The sequence below is a fragment of the Pseudoalteromonas sp. SANK 73390 genome (assembly GCF_054966645.1).
Genome location: NZ_ARPN01000112.1, coordinates 1 through 19984 on the forward strand (window position 1 = coordinate 1; position 19984 = coordinate 19984).

12 protein-coding genes are annotated in these 19984 nt (G+C 39.8%); 2 read left to right on the top strand and 10 right to left on the bottom strand.

Features of this window, described 5'->3' with window-relative positions; genetic code table 11:
• Positions 1-113: 113 nt before the first annotated feature.
• Entirely contained in the window at positions 114-707 is a 594-nt protein-coding gene (locus tag SANK73390_RS15600) for a CBS domain-containing protein (RefSeq protein ID WP_462767074.1), read from the bottom strand.
• A 282-nt stretch (positions 708-989) separates the two neighbouring features.
• Between SANK73390_RS15600 and SANK73390_RS15605 the strand changes: the two genes are divergently transcribed.
• Positions 990-1946, top strand: a complete 957-nt coding sequence (locus SANK73390_RS15605) for an FHA domain-containing protein (protein ID WP_462767076.1) — start codon at positions 990-992, stop codon at positions 1944-1946.
• Between the two features lie 70 nt (positions 1947-2016).
• Here SANK73390_RS15605 and SANK73390_RS15610 read toward each other — a convergent pair whose 3' ends face one another.
• The 6 genes from SANK73390_RS15610 to SANK73390_RS15635 form a co-directional block, all read right to left on the bottom strand.
• Positions 2017-2526, bottom strand: coding sequence for an Mpo1 family 2-hydroxy fatty acid dioxygenase (locus tag SANK73390_RS15610; protein WP_462767079.1), 510 nt, complete (start codon positions 2524-2526; stop codon positions 2017-2019).
• A 553-nt stretch (positions 2527-3079) separates the two neighbouring features.
• Positions 3080-4975: an exodeoxyribonuclease V subunit alpha gene (recD, locus tag SANK73390_RS15615; RefSeq protein ID WP_462767082.1), complete on the bottom strand. Its 1896-nt coding sequence runs from the start codon at positions 4973-4975 to the stop codon at positions 3080-3082.
• Positions 4972-8529, bottom strand: coding sequence for an exodeoxyribonuclease V subunit beta (gene recB / locus SANK73390_RS15620; protein ID WP_462767086.1), 3558 nt, complete (start codon positions 8527-8529; stop codon positions 4972-4974). Before recB ends, recD begins: the two co-directional genes overlap by 4 nt.
• Positions 8516-11779, bottom strand: coding sequence for an exodeoxyribonuclease V subunit gamma (gene recC, locus SANK73390_RS15625; RefSeq protein WP_462767089.1), 3264 nt, complete (start codon positions 11777-11779; stop codon positions 8516-8518). The genes recB and recC overlap by 14 nt, the downstream gene beginning before the upstream one ends.
• A 109-nt stretch (positions 11780-11888) precedes the next feature.
• Positions 11889-12911 (bottom strand): GGDEF domain-containing protein, encoded by a 1023-nt coding sequence (locus SANK73390_RS15630; RefSeq protein WP_462767092.1) that lies wholly within the window; start codon positions 12909-12911, stop codon positions 11889-11891.
• Positions 12912-13232: 321 nt separating this feature from the next.
• A complete protein-coding gene (locus SANK73390_RS15635) occupies positions 13233-14276 on the bottom strand; it encodes an alkene reductase (protein WP_462767094.1) in 1044 nt (347 codons plus the stop codon).
• Between the two features lie 146 nt (positions 14277-14422).
• On the opposite strand from SANK73390_RS15635, the gene SANK73390_RS15640 reads away from it, so the two are divergent.
• Positions 14423-15004, top strand: a complete 582-nt coding sequence (locus SANK73390_RS15640) for a TetR/AcrR family transcriptional regulator (RefSeq protein ID WP_261592291.1) — start codon at positions 14423-14425, stop codon at positions 15002-15004.
• 256 nt (positions 15005-15260) lie between these two features.
• Here SANK73390_RS15640 and SANK73390_RS15645 read toward each other — a convergent pair whose 3' ends face one another.
• The 3 genes from SANK73390_RS15645 to hrpA all read right to left on the bottom strand — a co-directional run bounded on the left by SANK73390_RS15645 (position 15261) and on the right by hrpA (position 19919).
• Complete coding sequence (locus SANK73390_RS15645; RefSeq protein ID WP_261592290.1) at positions 15261-15551, bottom strand: PilZ domain-containing protein; 291 nt, start codon at positions 15549-15551, stop codon at positions 15261-15263.
• Between the two features lie 10 nt (positions 15552-15561).
• On the bottom strand, positions 15562-15945 hold the full coding sequence (locus SANK73390_RS15650; RefSeq protein ID WP_462767124.1) for a response regulator: 384 nt from the start codon (positions 15943-15945) through the stop codon (positions 15562-15564).
• A gap of 89 nt (positions 15946-16034) precedes the next feature.
• A complete protein-coding gene (gene hrpA / locus SANK73390_RS15655; RefSeq protein ID WP_462767099.1) occupies positions 16035-19919 on the bottom strand; it encodes an ATP-dependent RNA helicase HrpA in 3885 nt (1294 codons plus the stop codon).
• Positions 19920-19984 lie beyond the last annotated feature (65 nt).

The following is a 19984-nucleotide window of genomic DNA, read 5'->3' on the forward strand; positions in this document are numbered from 1 at the left end:
TATTTTGGTGCGCTCACTAACGTGTTAGCAGCACCAAAATATATTATGCCAATTGCATTAAATACATGGTCATTTAGCTTACAAACATGTTCTATGTTTTAATAAAATTGGCATTATGAAGCAAACATATCTTCATGCGCATGGATAATGGCAAAAACCTCTTTGAAAGAATGTGCCTTTTGAAGGATATTAACTGGAATATGTAAGGCTCTGGCAATATCACTGGCTGAAATCATGCCCCTAAGCCCTCCCCTTTTATTAACAAGCAATACATGTTGCTGCCCAATGTCTTTAAGTGTTTCAATAATATCGCCAATTTTAGCGCTTTTAACCGAACTATATGGCAACGCATGCAGCTCACTTTTACAGGTCATCACATCTTCGACACTCAGATCACTTCGTGCTTGGTTTAATTTTTGTGCCATGCTTAAGACCTTTCGACCCGTTAAGTCCCGAGAGTTAACCACTCCCAAGAATGTATCATCATGATCAATAACTAACTTGGAACGAACATGACCATTGACCATCATATAAAGAGCATGGTCTATATCAACATCTTTTAGGATCAACTGAGGCGCTCGTCGAGTAAAATCGGTAACAACTTTTAAAGCGCTCGACTCTAACAACAGCGGTTCTGAATCATAAGGGTTGCAAAAGTTGTATACGTTTTCTAACTTAACCGTACTCAGTTTTTTAAATTCATTCATTTGACCTTCCTAACTAATAGCAAGTATAAAACTATGGTTTATTCTGCAATAATGCGCAAGCTGGAATGGCAATCGATGTAATCGGATGTAATTGGCTAATCCAAGAAAAATCTCTAAACTATTGATGTAAAATTTAGATTTATTAAATTTAAGCGAAAATAAATGCGCTATCGTTATCTTAGAAAGAACTCTAAGTGAAAAGTAAATGGAATAATAGTCTTGGCAAAAAACAACTTTATTACGCTTAATGACAACACTATATGGTAATGTAAGGACATATTAATGGCTTATCTTATTGATGAACAGAAACTCACTAAAGTATATTTAAAAAGCTATCATACGATTGGCCGCTATAAGTTCAATGTAGACAGTTTAATCGATCAACCAGGGGTATCGCGTCATCATGCCATTATTGAGCTGTCTCAGGACAAATGGCTTATTCGTGATGTGAGTACGAACGGTATTTGGATTAACGATAAAAAAATTGACAAAAACCTGCCCTATCAACTTTGTGAAAATGACAAATTAGATTTCGCTGCACCTGGACAAAACTCATATGTGGTCGCAAATCTCAGCGCACAATGCCAATATTTAGTATCACAAACCGATGATCAACAGGTGATAGAAGTATCAGACCAGCTGTTGCTACCGAATAATGAAAATCCAACACATATTATCTACTTTGATAAAATGCTGAACTATTGGTTTTTAGAAGACCTCAATACCAGTGACCGCCAAGCACTGATTGATGGTGGGCTTTTAAGTGCCTTTAATAATCAGTGGGTATTTTACGCTGCAGGGACAGCTGCGATGACCAAACACCTAGACCGTCTACCGAACGTAAAACCATGCGGACTATCTTTTGCTGTTAGTCAAGATGAAGAAGCAACTCAGCTGTCAGTGAGCTTAAATGGTAATACCATCGATTTAGGCGTTCGCAGTCATCACTACTTACTATTACTGTTGGCCCGTTTGCGTATCCAAGATAAAGACAACGCCGTAGAACAAGATCAGCAAGGGTGGATATACAGAGAAGATTTGATCAAAGCACTAGGCGTACAAATGAACCATATGAATATTATGGTGCACAGAGCTCGTAAACAATTAACTGAAGCTGGCGCTGAAGAATACCCAGAACTTGGCTATTTAATTGAGACTAACAATGGAAAATTGCGTCTAAATAGCCAAGATATTACGATTATCAAAGGTCATAAGCTCGAAACACGAATGTCGATTTAAATCGTCACGGAGGAGCTAGGGCTTGTTTCTTGCTGTAAAGGATAAACATGCCCTTGATATTTTCTTAGCTCTAACGATATGCTCCCGCTTTAGCAATAATCTGCTGTTCTAAATGTTTCATCAGTCCTAACAAAAAAAGCCCCTCTACCACCACAAACAAAGGCCCTATTATTAAGCCCATCAAATCGTCAACAAATGCAGGTTTTTTTCCTTCAAAATAGTGCCCTATAAATTGCACTACCCAACCAATTACAAACAATACAATACCAATACTATAAAACCATGCTTCAGCATAGGGCCAAACAAGGTAACACTGCTTTACCCCAGCGTAAATTAAAGCCAAACAAACAGACATGAGCGCACCCAGACGAAAATCTAATCGTATGTAATAAGCACAACTGAGTAGGGTGACAATTAAAGCCGGAGTAAGTATGACCGTATTCATTTCAAGTATTGGAATATAAAGCAAAAATATAACGGCAATCACAATAACGGGTATGCCAAAAAAATGTGTGGCAATATTGCGCTTATCTCTATGGTATTTAGCATAATTGACCAATTGCTGTTCTAACGTTTTCATACTTGCCCCAGATTAAAGTAATTGCTTTAATCTGTTAAAGCACATCGTTGAAACTTTGTCAATTTATCATATATGCTGAGTTTTTTTCATACAACCACCTGCAATAATAATACTGCTTTTATTGTTATACCAATGGCATTCAATAATTGTTCTGATATTGCGATAGATAAATGACTAGGGTCTGTTAATCTTTGAGATATGAATTTTGTTCAAATCAAAGGCTTTCATTACGCGAAATGAGCAGTTTAACCTCAGGTTTGGATCAGGGTTTTGAAGATGATATTTTACTCAATATAAAGACGCTTTTACGTAGTAATTGCCAGCTATTACAAGTGAAAGCAACCCAGAAGATGGGCAAAATAGTCCTGTTGAAAAAATTCGCTGCCCCAGAGCTGATGTTAGCTTGTAAAAACGCCGCCGTAATCATTCAATTATGGCGGCATATGCGACCCACTGGGCAGTGGAGTATTAAGGGAAGTAGGTTTTTAGTAATTCAAAACCTACATAAAAACTATAGAGCAGTTAATAAATAATACAATACATTATCCACTTGTTAATTTTTCATTAACCTATCTCGTAATCCTGAGCATCGAGACACAGAACGATTCATGGCATTAAGCAATACCTGCTCTTGAGTCACTAATTCAAAGTACGATTTAGCACGCGTAATACCCGTATAAACTAGCTGTCGATTTATACCGGTAGATGATTTTTGTAGAGGTGGTAAAATCATTGCCGTATGCGCAAACTCAGACCCTTGTGATTTGTGTATGGTCATCACATACACATTTTCATGGCGTGGTAAACGCGCAGGATAGAATGCCCTAACTCCCCCTTGTTCATCAATAAATGTGGCTTTTAACTGCCCTTGTGCATCAATTAGCAAAATACCAATATCACCATTGAAGAGCTTTAACTGGTAGTCATTTTCGATAACCATAATGGGCTGGCCTGCATAATGACGCGTCGTCGGTTGAATTAACTGTTTAACGTAAAGTGCTTGTTCAATACGCCTGTTTAACTGCTCTACTCCATAAGGACCTTCTCTGAGTGCTGCTAATAGCTGATATTGAGCAAACGATCGGTGTATAGCTATGACATCAGCACCTTGGTGCATCAATTGTAAATAAACACCATATTGCTCTGCTGAGCGTTCAATTAAAGCCTGATATTGCTCATTCGTAAGCGTCATTAGAGCAATATCGTCATAACCTTTGTTCAGTGTTTGTCTGAGCAATTTAGTGTCGTTATTATTTACCGCCAAGGCTAGTTGACCAATGCCACTGCGACTATCAAATCGGTGGCTTTTTTGTAAAAATGCCACACTATCTGATAAGGCAAATTCACTGACTTTACCCTGCAACTGTGCTTTGCCCGCAAAACATAGCGTATTTAATTTATCACATAACGCTTGGCTATAGCTTGGCTGGCTATTAAGTAGTAGTTGCTGACATAAATCACTCAAAACGCTTCCAGTATCAACCGATGCCAGCTGATCTTTATCACCCAGTATTATTAATCTTGCATGCTTTGGAAGAGCTTGCATCAACTTTGCTAATAACGATAAGTCGACCATTGAAGCTTCATCAATAATCAACAAATCTAAATGCAATGGGTTAAATTGGTTATGTCGATATTGATTACTTTGAGGGATAACACCGAGTAAACGATGAATGGTTTGAGCTTGCTCAGGGATCAGCTCATACAATTTTTCATCTAAATCTAACTTTGCTTTTGCTCCTAAAATTGACTCACTTAACCTTGCTGCTGCCTTTCCTGTTGGTGCCACCAGCTTGATTGTCAGCGGCGCCTGAATATAAAGCGACTGCAAAATTGCTAGTAATTTTGTCACCGTGGTCGTTTTTCCTGTTCCTGGACCTCCTGTAATAACACAAAAGCCACTACTTGCAGCCATTGCACAGGCAACTTTTTGCCAATCTATTACCCCTTCTTCCGTACTTGGAAAATAGGCATTAAGTAATTTTTTCAGCATCTTTTGATCAACGCTTAAAGGCTGCTTTTGCATCAGTAAAAAGCGCTCAGCTAGCAATGCTTCATAGTTGGCTAAACGTGACAGGTATAATTTATCGCGAAACAAGACTAAAGGCTTGCCTTCTCCGATAGCAGGATGCGTTGTAAGCTGCTGCCATATTACAAGAGCATCACTGGCTAGCCATGGTGCTTGTGGGCTATCCAGTTGGCATATTTTCAATAGGAATGGGTCAAACCAATCAACGTCGGCAAAGGCCAAACAGCTATGCTGTTGTTGCTCTGCTCGAAGTAGCAATAAAATGACATAAAAGTTTTCATCAATGCGCTGGTAGTTCAATAATTTAGCTAACCCAAGATCTGCATGACGAATGCGAGACTGTTGCAATAAGATATTTATATAAGCATCATGATCAAAATCAATCAGTTCTGAGTCTGCAAATAAGTCAAGCTGGCTCATAATAACCGACCTTGTGTAAACAGTGCATCTAATTGCTGTAATTGCTCAATACTTAGTTTATTAAAATAGATGCCTGCAGCATCGGGCAACGCCCGCAAAAACAAATAGTAAACGCCACCTAAATGAATTTGAGGATCATACCGTGCTAAACGTTGTTTTAGCAGCCGATGTAGTGCCACAGAATAAATCATATACTGCAGATGATATTGATGCGCATCCATCGCTAACTTTAAGTTATTTGCTTGATAGTCGCTATGTGTGTCACCTAAATAGTTCGACTTGTAGTCCAAAATGTAATACTTATCTTGATATACAAAAATTAAGTCAATAAAACCTTTTAACAACCCTTTTACTTGATCAAATTGTAGCTGGCTATGTTGGCCTGTAATAGCACTCACTAAACGATTTAACTCGTTTGCTTTTAATGGCTCAAGTGGTAAATAAAATTCCATCTCAACGAGGCAATCACAGGGGCTTAATTTTGCCAACTGCAAATCATTTTCCATGTCTAAAGGGCAATTTAAGCATGCTTGTATCCAGCCTTGGACCGGTGCTTGCCACTGTTCATCAATATGATACTTATTTAAGCTTTTTTCTACTGCCTCACTCAGTGATAGCTGCTCACCTGACGGGCTATTAGGTGCGGTAAAATCAATTTGCTCAAAAATTTCATGTAAGCAACTTCCGGGCTTTGCACCTTTAGGAAAGGTATACGAGTTAAGCACTGCTTTTTGCATACTTAGAACATTATCTGGTAAATCAAGCTGGTGGTTTTCATCCAACGCCCCCAGCGGTCGATCATCACTATGGCTGTGGTAACTTAACTGACTAAAACTCGTTGCACGCCAATCACGTTCAATCAATATTGTGACAGGTTTAACCGTTAAAACTTGCTCAGGTGCTGTTTTGTTTGCCAACTCATCGCCTGAGTTATCATCAGTTGTTATCCAGCACAATGATATATCTGCTTGCCCATCGCAAAATGTTTGTAGTGCTTCATGCCACTGCTGTTGCGTTTCAAAGGGTTGATTTGCAAAAAGTACGTAACCGACTGCTGTTTGCGTAATGCCTGGCTTTTTACTTCTACCAGCAGCTATGTTAAACAACCCTACATCACAAAAATGAATGGCACGAGTTAGTGCCACATATAACAGTCGAATATCTTCAGCTAAACGCTCTTGCTCTGCTTGTGCACTTTGTTCATCATCAGCATCGAGTGAATAAACTAACTGCCCATCTCGATGAAATACGGCATCACTTGCCTCTCGGTAACTACTTGCAAATGGAATATATACGATTGGGTACTCTAATCCTTTAGACGCATGCATAGTGACTATTTTGACTAAGTCAGCGTCACTTTCTAGTCGTACCTGAGCACTGCCTTGCTGAACTTGCTGGCATTGACTACTCAGCCAGCGTAGCACTCGCAAAGTGCCATCTAGCTCAATTTGTTTTTGCTGTAAAAGCTCAGCCAAATGACGATAATCTGTTAGCCAACGCTCAACGTTATACCCTGATGCTTGCCACAGTTTTGGCAATTGGTTTTGTACCAATAACTGCTCAAGCATTGCCATAGCGCCTTGTTTATACCAAAGTTTTTGTAGTTGTGCGAATTGATCTAAATACATTTGCCATTGCCGCTCATCTTCTCGCAGTTGATAAATTTGCTGATAGTTCAACGCAAACAACGGGCTGACTAAAATACCTCGCAGTGCTGCTTCGTCATATTTGCCATGTAATACATCTAAAAAGCTCAAAATAGCATGGGTAATAGGCTGGCTAAATATACTATCTCTTGCTAAATAAACACTAGGAATAGCCAATTGTGCAAGTGCAGACTTCATTATGCTTGCTTCATTTCTATCTCGTACCAGCACGCATACATCACCGGCTTGCACTGCTACCGAGCCGATTGACGCCCGCCCTCTTTGCGCCTCACCCAATAGCTGTGAAATTTTATTCGCATATGCCTTGGCAAGTACTGGCAAAGCTTGAGATTTACTGGTAACAGAGGACAGGTCTTGATATACACTAAATTGTAAAGAGGCACTGCCTAACGACGGGCATAAAAAGCTGTCATCTACTGACTTGCCTTTAGCTTTGACCGATACAAACGGAATGGCTTGATTGTAAATAAAACTATGCGCGTGAGAGGTAAATAATGCATTAACAGCTTTCACAACCCCCTCTGCGGAGCGATAATTAGTTGCTAATGTATATTGGTTTTGCTCTTTGACCTGTTGCTTAGCATGAATATAGGTAAAAATATCAGCGCCTCGAAAACCATAAATAGCCTGTTTAGGGTCACCAATCATGGTCAAGGCAGTGTCATTTTTATCAGTCTCTTTGCCATAAATAGCGTTGAAAATACCATACTGAATAGGATCGGTATCTTGAAATTCATCAATCATGGCAACTGGAAACAACTGTACAATTTTTTGCTGTAATATATGCCCTTGTTCATTGTTTAATGCCTCAAAGAGCTGTCGCAATAAATCATCTGGGCTTATCAACCCATGTTGTATTTTATGCGATTGCAATAATCTACGCACCTCGCTCACACTGTGCTGCAAAATAGCAATGCTTAACCCTTTGCTTACTTGATTATGTAGCTGCGCCATTACATCAAACTCAGCCAACATTGGGTGCATAATAACACTTGCCCCTTTTTTATAATTCGCAGTATTTGACAAAGAGTCTTGCCCCCAAAGGGCAAAAGAATGTTTAGCACTACCAAATTCAAAATACCACTGCTCACTTTGGCAATATGTGATCAGGGCATCAATATTATTCGCCCTACCCGGCGCTTTATTTTTTGCCAAACCAGAATTTGCCAACACGCTAAAAAAATCACTGCTCAGTAGTACCTTTTTAAACTTGCTGGCTTGTTGCTGATATTGCTTTCTTGCTTCAAGCACATCTGCCAGCGCCAATTTGGGCGTGATCACCGCGTGTTCTTTGGCAAGTAGCTTCATCACTTTACCAGCCAGTGCATGAGGGCTTGGATAATGCTCTATAATAGCTTGTGTCGTGTCTTTATCTAACGGATACACAAAGCTGCGCCAATGATCTTTTATGGCTTCAAGCACCAACTCTGACTCATCTAATACAAACTCAAGGTTAAACGCAACATTCGACTCAAACGCATGTTGTTTTAACATTCGCTGGCAAAAGCCATGAATAGTAAAAATAGCGGCTTCATCCATTGATTTTGCCGCTGCGTCTAACAATGTAAACGCGTTATGCTTATCTTCAATTTGACACAAAACACGGTTCACTAATTCATCATTGCATTGTTCACCCAACAGCGTGTCTCTGGCCAATAAAATACGAGAACGTACCCTGTCCTTGATCTCTTGTGTAGCGGCTTCCGTAAAGGTAACAACCAGTATTTGCTCTACCGACAATGGCATTTGTTGTTGTGCTGGCACTTGTAAACCCAGTAAGCAACGCAAATACAGCCCTGTAATTGTGTACGTTTTGCCCGTGCCTGCGCTAGCTTCAATTAAGCTACTGCCAAGCAGCGGCATACTTTGTGGGTTAAGCGTCTGCATATCGCTGCTCCTTAGCAAGCGCTACAATATCAGCTAATAAGGCATGGCTGATGTCATGCAGTTGTTCACTTACTTGTTCAAGGCTTGTGTAATTTAAGGCTACATAAGGGTCTTCGCTTTCTCCATACCCTATATATTGGCCGCCATTAAACTTAACTGCGGCTTTACCTATATCTTTGGTTGCTACAAGTTCATACGCTGTACTAACAAAAAACGGCATTGGTTGATTTAAACACTGTTGATAAAAATGTAACCATTTTTGTAAAAAGTCATCGGCTTGTTGTTTTTCTAACGGTGCAAAAGTTACTAGCTCGTCTAAGCCATAAATATACGTGTGTACAGGTTCATCGCAGCACTGTGCAATGCAATGCATTAAAAAGCCTTTCACCTTATCTTTGGCTTTGATACTGGCACTGCGATAAAATATTTGCTTGTTGTCATAGAGCGCATCTAGCCAACCTAGTAACATATAACTACCAACCATTAAACGCACTTCTAAAGGTGCTCTGGGCTGCTGCACTTGTGCTTTTAATTGCTCAACCATGGGCTGAATACGTTGCTGCAGGCGCGTTAGCTGCAGCTGTCCGACTGCTGCTTGAGGTAAATTACCTCGTTGGATTATTTGCTCAAGGTTAACTTGTTCACCCCTTAGCGCATAAGCAAGTAGTTCATCCAGATAATAGTAGCGCTCAAGCGTATCGAGCATAAATGGCTCTTCATCTTTGTTTATCACTACTTGTTCATTTAACCTCAAGCCTAGCGTTTTGGTGTAGAACGCTTTTTGCGGAGCCAGTACAGTAAATAAAAATTGTTGAATCTCGACTTGTTTCTCACTTGGCACGTTAAGCGGTAAAAGTGGTTTGTGCGTAATTTTTGTGTTTTGCATTAACCACACTGGGTTAAAGCTTTGTAAAGCATTATCGCTTAAGTAATTCACAGCATTAAAAGGTTGTAATGTTGCACGCTGAAGAAGTTGTTTTGACGGTTTGAGTGATGCGTCTGAGTATTTAAAGCTTCGGTCAAGGTACTCAAATAGCTCACTAACCAACACCGATGGCATCTGCGGTTCGTTATTAAAACATGAACGACCAATGTAGCTCAAATAAAAATGATCTCTGGCACTGAGCAGCGCTTCTAAGAACAAGTAGCGGTCATCAAATTTTCGTGACCGATCACCTTTTTGCCTTTTAGAGTGCGGTACTAAGTCAAATCCAATCGGTTGTACCGTACGTGGATAATCTGCATCATTGAGGCCAAGTAGGCACACTACCTTAAACGGTACTGCTCGCATTGGCATTAAAGTACAAAAATTCACTGGCCCCACTAAAAAACGCTGACCAACACCTTTTTCTTGTACTCCCTGTTTGACTAAGTAACTTAATACTTTTGCCGATATTGGCGCTTGCATATCCAAATTATCGTCATGTTTTTGCAACTCATCAATGATCTTCTCAACGGTAAGTAAATCCCAGCTTTGCTCTGCTTGCGCATCATAAAACTGCGCCATCATTTGTCTTAATAGCTGAGCTTTATCGCATAGCCTTGCATCTTGATTAAGCTGTTGCTTATATTCTGCTAAAGCATTAACAAAATGTAGTAATTTGCTCAAGCTATTAACCGCCATACCTTCCACTAAATCAGCAGGATAAATGCTATCAAAAGTCATTTGTTCATCACTTGATGCAACCCCCAGCAACAAACGGTTTAACCCGTGTTGCCAAGTATTGAGAGATAATGCAGGGAGATCATGTTCAATTTTATGCTCAGCATTTAAGCCCCATTTAACACCCACTTGCTCAAGCCAATATTTCAACTGCGAAAACTCATGTTCTTGGACATTAAATTGACTTGCGATAGGTGTGACGGCTAAAAGATCGAGCAAGTCTGACACGCCAAAACGACTAAAGGGCAAATTAACTAAGCTGACAAATGAGCTCAGAATTGGCTTTTCTTGTTCAATCGATAAATCCGCCAATGCATAAGGAATATAGCGTCCACCCGTTGCTGCACCAAATACCGCCTCAATATAGGGGCTATATGTACCAACATCGGGCATCATGACAATAATATCTTTAGGTGTTAAGTGTGGGTCGGTATGAAATAACCTAAGTAAATGATCATGCAAACACTCTACTTCTCGAAGTGGTGTATGGCAGTCTTGTAATTGAATTGAAGTATCATCCAATGCGATTAAAAGTTTACCTTGCTCATTAATAAACCAACTTTTATCTGCACTAAGTGACTGACCTTTGAACGCCAGTTGATATACTTCTTGTTGTACTTTGCCTAGCAAAGAATCGTCAAAATCGCTAATAAACCCATCAATCCATTGAGCGTCCAGCTGCACAAGTTGCTCAAAATAATCGCGCCCCAACTTGCCCCATGAGGACAACAAAGGGTTACCAACAACGTAATAGTCTTCTTGAGTGCTTTTAGCATCAAGCTCTGGCATTTTTACGTACTTAGCAGCGATTTTTGCCTGCGTTTTTTCATCTACTAGGTCACCCCAATAATGCTCACTGGGATTACAAAAAAACAGTAGCACCGTGGTTTTTTTACTCAGCGTTTTAAATACTTCTAATTGGCTTGAAGCCATTGCCGAGAGGCCAAATATACACACCCGCTCAGGTAATTGCTCACTACTGACACTATCAAGTGCATCAACAAGTTGTTGATGCATATTCGCTCGGTGATAACTACTTTGTCCTAAAAACTGGGTATGCTTTACTAATCTTCGCCACAAATCAGGTTGCCACGATGCGATTGAAACATCGACATCATCAAGCTCATCTTTTCCTGTATCCCATTGAGCTATCCAATGTGGCCGATACATTAAATATTGGTCATAAACATCCGCTATTTTTTCACACAATGCAAATAGCTTTAAGCCTTCTATGTCTTGATGTAAGTATTGACTTAATTGAATATATTTAGGGTCATCCAAACATGTTGGCAATATTGCAACCAACTTCCAGGTCATGTTTTGCTTATTGTAAGGGGATTCACTTGGTACATTAGGCAAAAATTGTTGATATAACTGCCAAATAAAACTCGAAGGAAGTGGAAAATCTACTTGCGCAGCAACGCCCAGCGCTTCACTTAAGCCTATTTTTAGCCACTGCGACATACCAGGAGATTGTACTAGTACAATCTCTTTATGAAATGGGGAACTTAATGGCGCACTTTTAAGTAAAGTATGAAACTGAGCCTGTAGAACCTCCATACGATTAGATTGAATTATGTGCAACATTATGTTTTTCCGAGCTATTTATAACCAGAATATGTGGGGGAGTTCAACTGGTTGTTGTAAATTGATAGGCTGTGAGCAGTGTAAAATATTTGCGTCTTAGATGATAGCGTCAAAATAAATCTATACCCGACTCATCATCACTGTCGAGTTTTTCAGACTGTTCCATAAGATCAAAAAAGCAGACCTGATCTCTGCCTTGCGTTTTTGCGCAATACAAGGCTTTATCAGCTTTTTCTAAAACATGAATTGGAAAGTCATAAGGCCCAACTTTTGCGACTCCAATACTTACCGTTAGTTTATTCACAAAAGGAAACTTGGTATCCCTAACTCTATCCATAAATTTATTTAGCACACTATCAATTTCTTCAAAGGTCGCAGGTTCAAAGACCAAAACAAACTCTTCACCACCAAAACGAAACAGCAAATCGCAGGCACTAAAAAAATTATGCATCGTTTGCGCTAAAATGAGTAACACTTCATCACCACATACATGCCCATAATTATCATTTACTTGCTTAAAATGATCGATATCCAACATCGCAAGCCAAGAGACTGTTTCACTCTGTAATTGCCTGTTTTGGTTTGATTTTGATGTTTTATGGTGTTTAACTACTTGCTTTTCTACTAGTTGTTTGAACTTTTTATCAAATGTTTGCCGATTAAGTAAGCCTGTCAGTTTATCTCGTTCGTTCTCATGTAAAATGGTTAAATAATTCTCATAAATACAACAAAATGCATTTAGCAAAACTTGGTCTGAGCTGCTAAGCCCATTACTTTTGATAGCTATCGCACCAATTGCTTTATCCGCTAAGGTGATTGGCACCCACCTTGTTTCAATGCCGTCAATGCTTTGAATGGCTATAATACACGCTGAATTCAAGCATGATATTAGCTCTGAACTTGGGTTTTCAAGCTTTTGTGACTGGCTCCAGTGATATTGCTTGCTTTTTGTTACCTGTAAACTTAAACAACACTCAACTGCCAAAGAATCGTTCTCACATGTCGACTTATAAATAGACACCTGCTGACAGCCAATAAACTCATGAATGGTAGATAGTAAGCTTGATTCAAGTGAATCAACATCTCTTGTCTTCGTTAACTTAACAACCGAGTGAAGTAACGCTTCTTGCATAATTTGCCTTATACCAATTTTATTAAAACATTGGTCACGCTAGCGAGCTAAAAAAAGCCTTTAACCCTCTAAGATTGTTCATATAAAAAGCCTAAATAAAAGTATAGACAGAAATTTTTAATTATCACTTTGCATATAGTGTGATTATTGCCTCAGTGATAATGGGTCATCAAAAATAAGTAGTGCGTGGTTAAAAACCTCATAACCCTAACCTAAATAAAGGTCGATATTTACACGCGAAAAATCCAATACACTACCGCGTATTGGATTAATCTGAGTTTATAAATCAAGCGGTCTTAACGCTTATTGTGGCTTTTGTTTTTAGATAAGCTCAGCCAGCATATCGTCACTGTATACGGTTAGCGGTTGCTGACTTTTTACCTTACTGACATAGTCTGGGTTAGCAATAAATGGACGACCTATTGCCACTAAATCAAAGCGTTCATCTTTAAGAGCAGCTTCCGCAGTACTGGGTGTAAACCCGCCTACCCCAACGAGTGTGCCATTATAGAGACTTCGTATGTAATCAGACGCTTTTCCGCCCAGATAATCAAATTCCATACTGTCATCAAAAATCCCTACATGTACAAAGGCAAGCATTCTATTATTGAGTTGTGATAGTAAATAATCAAACACCGCTTTATCTCGATTATCTGGCGCCATATTAAAATAGGCACCTGGTGATAAGCGTAAGCCCACACGTTCACCACCCACAGCATCAACAACGGCATCAACTACTTCTAGCGCAAAACGTGCCATGTTATCCGGTGTCTCACCATATTCATCTTGGCGCTGATTCGATGCATAATGCAAGAACTGATCAATTAAATAGCCATTAGCGCCATGGATCTCTACTCCGTCAAACCCTGCTTCGATGGCATTTTTTGCCGCATTAGCGTAATCATGCACCAGTTGCCTAATTTGTGCTTGGGATGCTTCCTTCGGCGTTTGATAATGTAAGTCTCTCATTCGTGGTACTGTACCTTCAATACCAATCGCAGAAGGTGCCAATACATCACCTTCACCAAAAAAGTACGGGTGTGCAACACGACCAACATGCCATAACTGCGCAAAAATCTTTCCACCAGCATTGTGCACGGCAGTTGTCACTTTTTTCCAGCCGTCAATTTGCGCCTGATTAAATAGACCCGGTGTATTAGGGTATCCTTGGCCATCCGGGCGAATAATAGTTGCTTCACTAATTATCAGTCCTGAATCAGCTCTGCGGGCATAATAAGAGGCCATTGCATCTGTCGGCACCAAATCATCATCAGCCATACAGCGGGTTAAAGGTGCCATTAAAATGCGGTTGTTTAAAGTAAGCGTGTCGTTGAGCTTTAACGACTTGAATAAAGTAGATGTCATGATTCCTCGCTAAAATTATTTATACGTGCTAGTTTTTGAATGTTTGTTCAAGATACACATTCTTGAATGTTCATTCAAGTTATATTTTTGAATAAATAATCAAGTTAAGTTATTATCGCAGTCAACATTTAAAGACTATTTCGTTTATGAGAAGCGCAGAATTCGACAAAGAGCACGTCCTACGCCAAGCTATGACTGCATTTATGCAATATGGTTATAGTAAAGCTAGTATGCAAAAACTGACTCAAGCAACGGGCTTACACCCTGGCTCAATTTATTGTGCTTTTAAAAATAAGCAAGGCTTGCTTCTGGCATCTGTAGAGCAATATCAAAAAGATAAGAATGACCAATTTGAGTCATTAGTTGCAGAGCATAACGATGTAAAGTCAGCTTTAAGCGCTTTTTTAAAAAATATTACTCACCCTTGTGCAAACAACGAGGCTACTAAATTTTGTTTACTCACAAGGACTTTGTCAGAAGTGGATGGACAAGATAAAGAAGTGAGCAAAGTATTGGCAAATAACCTTAATGCCTTTGAAAACTCTTTGGCAAACGTACTTGATAAAGCCATTGATAATGGAGAAATAAGTAGTACGCCTGATGCTAAAAGTCGTGCTCAATTTTTAGTCATGGGTATTTACGGGATTCGCACTTATTCAAGCACCAGTGATAACCAAGCAACGCTCAGCAGACTTTGCTCTCAACTACTTGATAATGTACTAAATTAACTTTTATCTTACTTTAAGATTACGGCTAAGCCATACGTGATTGTTAGTTTACAAAGATATAAATATTGCCAAAAGCTCATCAACATTATCAAGTGACGATATACCTATTTTATTAAGAAATTGATCATTCTTGCGAGCTAAATGACCATTAACTGAGTTAAAAATGGCTCAGGTAGCATACTACATAACAAAACTTCTTGTTGGTTACTAAGCCATTTATTTGTCGCAATATCAAGGGTCTTACTCTGAGCTAAAGTTAATTAAACTCGATAATTTCCAGACCAAGCATAAATTGTCCTTCTTGCTCTTGAGCACAGCGCACGACATTTGCATGGGCATTTAATGGAGGAATAGCATCGCTGGTTGAATCAATATGTATTTCAATCATCGTGTTTGCTTCAACAGGCTCTGTTACTTCTATTGAAAGCCCTGTTGCACTCAAATCATGACATTTACCTTCAAACGTTAGCCCTGACTCTAATAATGTCAGCCGAGCTTGTGCATTTACCATCATACGCATAAATCTTCGTTTATCTTCATGCAGCATTACTTCCCCCTTAAACCATTGATTTTAGTTTTTCTAATAAGGACTGAATGGCAAATGGCTTAATCACATACGCATCGCAACCAGCTTCATACCCTGCTTGTTGCTCTTGCTCTGATTCTAAACCTGATACCATCACAACAGGAATATCTTTGGTTTCTGGCGTATTTTTTAACATCCGGCAAGTGTCGTACCCATCTAACCCCGGCATACAAACATCCAACAATATAGCATCTGGTTTGTGTGCTATCGCATTGGATAAACAGCTTTTACCTGAATCAGCATAACTTAACCTAAAAGCATCAGATAAAGCCATATTGAGCATTTCAAAGTTAAAATATTCGTCATCAACCACAAGTACATGTGGTGTGTTATTCCTTTGTTCTTGAGTGGACATAATTGATGTCACTTCCTTTTCAAAGTCCAAAAAATAGTTCCTCTTAATAAGGTAATTGGCTTGGAGTAAATTGCAAGCTTAATAAGCAATTATTCACAGTCCTTTAACGCATTCATCACCCGCTTAGCGGAGATAGGATAAGGCGTGCCGAGTGTTTGCGCAAATAGTGAGACGCGCAACTCTTGTTGCATCCAAAAAGTATCTTGGATATCGTTTGGTATAGGATGCCCGTTTGGCACACGCGCTACCACTTTTTGATAAGCTTGTGCTACTTTTTCTAACTCTAAAACACATAACCTATCTCGGTTAGGGTCCACTGGCAATTTTTCTAAACGCTTTTCAACCGCCTTCATATAGCGTAATAAGTCTGGTAGTTTCTTTGCCCCATGCTGACTTACAAACCCTTTAAAAATGAGTAGCTCTAACTGTGATTTAATATCACCATGCGCTGTGATCATCGTTAAATCAACACGCCCTTTCATGCGTTTGTTAATCGCATGGGCAATACTTAATACCTGCTCTACCCCAGTTGCAATACTTACAACAACATCGCCAAGATCACCGCGAATGCGCTCTTTTACCTGCTCAAACGCCTGCTCATCACGAATATCGTTATGCTCAGCAAGTAATGAATCAACACCAGCAGCAATGCAGTCATCAATTAAATCTTGTACTTTTCCAAATGGATTAAAGTAAAGTCCTAACTTCGCTTTATTAGGCAAGTGTTGCTGCAAATATTTAATCGGTGAAGGCACATTTAACAATACTAACCTGCGCAACCCTTTTTGATGCTGCACAGCCGCTTTTAAGGGGTTATCAAAAAGCTCTATCGCCGCACTGGTCTTTTTATCAACCAAAGCCGGAAATGCTTTTATCTCGTAGTTTCCTTGCTTTTTGGTATATTCGTTCGGTAGTTGACCAAATTGCCAATGGGTAATATCTTGGCGCTCAATGCCCTCTTGGGCAACTTTTGACAGTGTATCCGACACCTTACCTTGTAACTTGTCTTTCAGCGCTTGTAAATCAAAGCCATGAGCTATGATTTTATTATCATCTCCAATTACTTGAAACTGTATTTTTAGGTGCGGGTCTAAAGCACTAAGGTCCCAAGCTTCAGGCTCAACTTTTACCCCAGTCATGCGTAGCAAACGATTTGCCAATCCATCTAGTAATACGCCTTGCATGGGCTCTAGTGCGGCTAATACAGCATCTGCATAATTTGGTGCAGGCACAAAGTTGCGGCGTAAATTTTTAGGCAAGCTCTTGATCAGGCCACAGATTAATTCATGTCGAAATGCAGGTACATGCCAATCAAAACCTTGTTGACTTACTTGGTTTAGCAGTGCTAAGGGAATATTCACCATTACACCATCAACGGCTTGCCCCGGCTCAAAATGATACTCCAATGGCAGCATCAAATTACCTTGATGCCACACATCAGGGTAATCAAATTCAGTAATTTGCTGGGCGTTATGTTGCATCAACAATGCTTTGCTCATATGCAAAAAGTGCTTATCTTTTTGTTTTTGTTTTTTCCACCAATGATTAAAGCCAGCACGTGTACACACATCTTCTGGGATACGCTGGTCGTAAAACTCAAATAAAGTTTGTTCATCTACCAAGATATCTCGGCGTCGTGCTTTTTGTTCAAGCACCTGAATATCATCGATCAATGCTTGGTTATGCTGCAAAAAGCCTTCACTTTGCCCAAGTTGCTGAGTAACTAATGCTTCTTTAATGAAAAGCTCACGGCATAACTTTGGCTCTATTTGGCTATACACAGTGCGTTTACGCGCAACAATAATAAGTCCAAACAAAGTTTGCTGTTCAAAGGCAATAATACAACCAGGCTTTTTCTCCCAATGTGGCTCACTAAAACTACGTTTAACCACATGCTGAGCCAGTGGCGCGATCCAGTTAACATCTATTTTGGCATTCATTCGTGCGTAGAGTTTACTGGTTTCGACCAGCTCGGCCGACATTAACCATTTAGGGCTTTTCTTAAATAAACTAGAACCGGGGAAAACATGAAATATACTATTGCGCGCCCCTTTATAATGCTGTTTTTCATCCTTAGCTCCAATATGACTTAACATACCACTTAATAAAGCTTGGTGAACGTTATCTAGCTCTGCTTGGTTGTCACTGCGTTGCATATTCATTTCTTGGCAAATGGTGTTCAATTGGTACACAATATCTTGCCATTCTCGAATACGCATGTAAGACAAAAAATCCTTTTGACATAGCTTACGAAATTGTCCTCGTGTCAACTCATGCTGTTGCTGCTCGATGTAATACCATAGATTCAAAAATGACACAAAATCTGAGTCTGGGTGTTCAAAACGCGCATGTTTTTCGTCAGCTGCATTACGCTTGTCTTGCGGGCGCTCTCTAGGGTCTTGAATAGATAGAGCCGCAACAATAACTATCACTTCTGTTAATGCCCCTAATTTATCTGCACTAAACACCATTTTTGCTAAGCGCGGATCAATAGGTAAGCGGCTCAATGTTCGCCCTGATGGTGTTAATTTGGTGCTGTGGCGGCGTTTGCTCGGATGTACCGCTTCCAACTCTTCTAATAGTGCAATACCGTCATTAATATTACGGCTATCAGGCGCTTGTACAAACGGAAACTGAGTAATATCACCCAAGCCAAGTCCGAGCATTTGTAATATAACCGAGGCAAGGTTCGTTCTTAATATTTCAGGGTCTGTAAATTCAGGACGTGATAAAAAATCTTCCTCTGAATAAAGCCTAATACAAATGCCAGCTTCCACACGGCCACAACGACCTTTGCGCTGGTTTGCACTCGCTTGTGAGATAGCTTCAATAGGTAATCGTTGTACTTTAGTACGATAGCTGTAGCGACTTATTCTGGCTGTGCCAGGGTCTATCACATAGCGAATCCCTGGCACCGTTAACGATGTTTCTGCCACGTTGGTCGACAATACAATTCTTCGTTGGCTATGCGCTGCAAAAATACGGTTTTGTTCGGCATTAGATAAACGCGCATACAAAGGTAATACTTCTACCCCTTTAAGGTTACGTTTACTCAGTGCATCAGCCGTATCACGAATTTCCCGTTCGCCATTCATAAAAATTAAAATATCGCCAGGACCTTCATTGCACAGCTCATCAACTGCATCAAATATACCTTGTAGCTGATCATTTTGTGCTTCGCTGTCATTGCTCGCAGTATCTAGTACAGGCTTATACCTTACTTCAACAGGGTAAGTACGTCCCGACACTTCAATAATAGGGGCATTATCAAAATGATTAGAAAACCGTTCAGGGTCAATGGTTGCTGATGTAATAATTACTTTAAGATCAGGTCGTTTAGGCAATAAATTTTTTAAGTAGCCTAAAATAAAGTCAATGTTTAAGCTACGCTCATGTGCCTCATCTATGATGATCGTATCATATTGATTAAGGTATCGGTCTTGTTGAATCTCGGCCAGCAAAATACCATCAGTCATTAACTTTACATAAGTATTATCTGATACTTGATCACTAAAGCGAATTTTAAAACCAACTTGCTGTCCCAATTCACAATCAAGCTCATCAGCAATACGGTTGGCAACGGTACGAGCAGCTAGCCTTCTAGGCTGAGTATGACCAATGTAGCCATCAACACCTCGACCAAGCTCCAAACATATTTTAGGTAACTGGGTCGTTTTACCCGACCCTGTTTCGCCTGCTACAATCACCACTTGATGCTTTGCAATTGCGGCTTTAATGTCATCTTTTTTCTGGCTTACAGGAAGCTGTTCAGGGTAAGAAACGTTAGGTAGTTGCTCGGTGCGTTGAACTTTGAGTGACTGGCTTTTTGCAATTGCCTCTTCTATCGTGGCAACCACTTTGCTTTGTTTATCCGCATCTACAATTTTATTTGCGCCATGCAAGCGCTTTTTAAGAATAAACTGATCTTTCTTTAGACAAGACTTTAGCCCAGCAAACAGCGGTCCTACACTCACTACACACTACCTATTTATCGTTAGTTTAAGAGCGCGTATTGTATCAAAAACCGTTCACTGAGCCT

Coding starts and splice junctions, on each gene's coding strand:
- SANK73390_RS15600 (WP_462767074.1), bottom strand. CDS start 707: ATGAATGAATTTAAAAAACTGAGTACGGTTAAGTTAGAAAACGTATAC.
- SANK73390_RS15605 (WP_462767076.1), top strand. CDS start 990: ATGGCTTATCTTATTGATGAACAGAAACTCACTAAAGTATATTTAAAA.
- SANK73390_RS15610 (WP_462767079.1), bottom strand. CDS start 2,526: ATGAAAACGTTAGAACAGCAATTGGTCAATTATGCTAAATACCATAGA.
- recD (WP_462767082.1), bottom strand. CDS start 4,975: ATGAGCCAGCTTGACTTATTTGCAGACTCAGAACTGATTGATTTTGAT.
- recB (WP_462767086.1), bottom strand. CDS start 8,529: ATGCAGACGCTTAACCCACAAAGTATGCCGCTGCTTGGCAGTAGCTTA.
- recC (WP_462767089.1), bottom strand. CDS start 11,779: ATGTTGCACATAATTCAATCTAATCGTATGGAGGTTCTACAGGCTCAG.
- SANK73390_RS15630 (WP_462767092.1), bottom strand. CDS start 12,911: ATGCAAGAAGCGTTACTTCACTCGGTTGTTAAGTTAACGAAGACAAGA.
- SANK73390_RS15635 (WP_462767094.1), bottom strand. CDS start 14,276: ATGACATCTACTTTATTCAAGTCGTTAAAGCTCAACGACACGCTTACT.
- SANK73390_RS15640 (WP_261592291.1), top strand. CDS start 14,423: ATGAGAAGCGCAGAATTCGACAAAGAGCACGTCCTACGCCAAGCTATG.
- SANK73390_RS15645 (WP_261592290.1), bottom strand. CDS start 15,551: ATGCTGCATGAAGATAAACGAAGATTTATGCGTATGATGGTAAATGCA.
- SANK73390_RS15650 (WP_462767124.1), bottom strand. CDS start 15,945: ATGTCCACTCAAGAACAAAGGAATAACACACCACATGTACTTGTGGTT.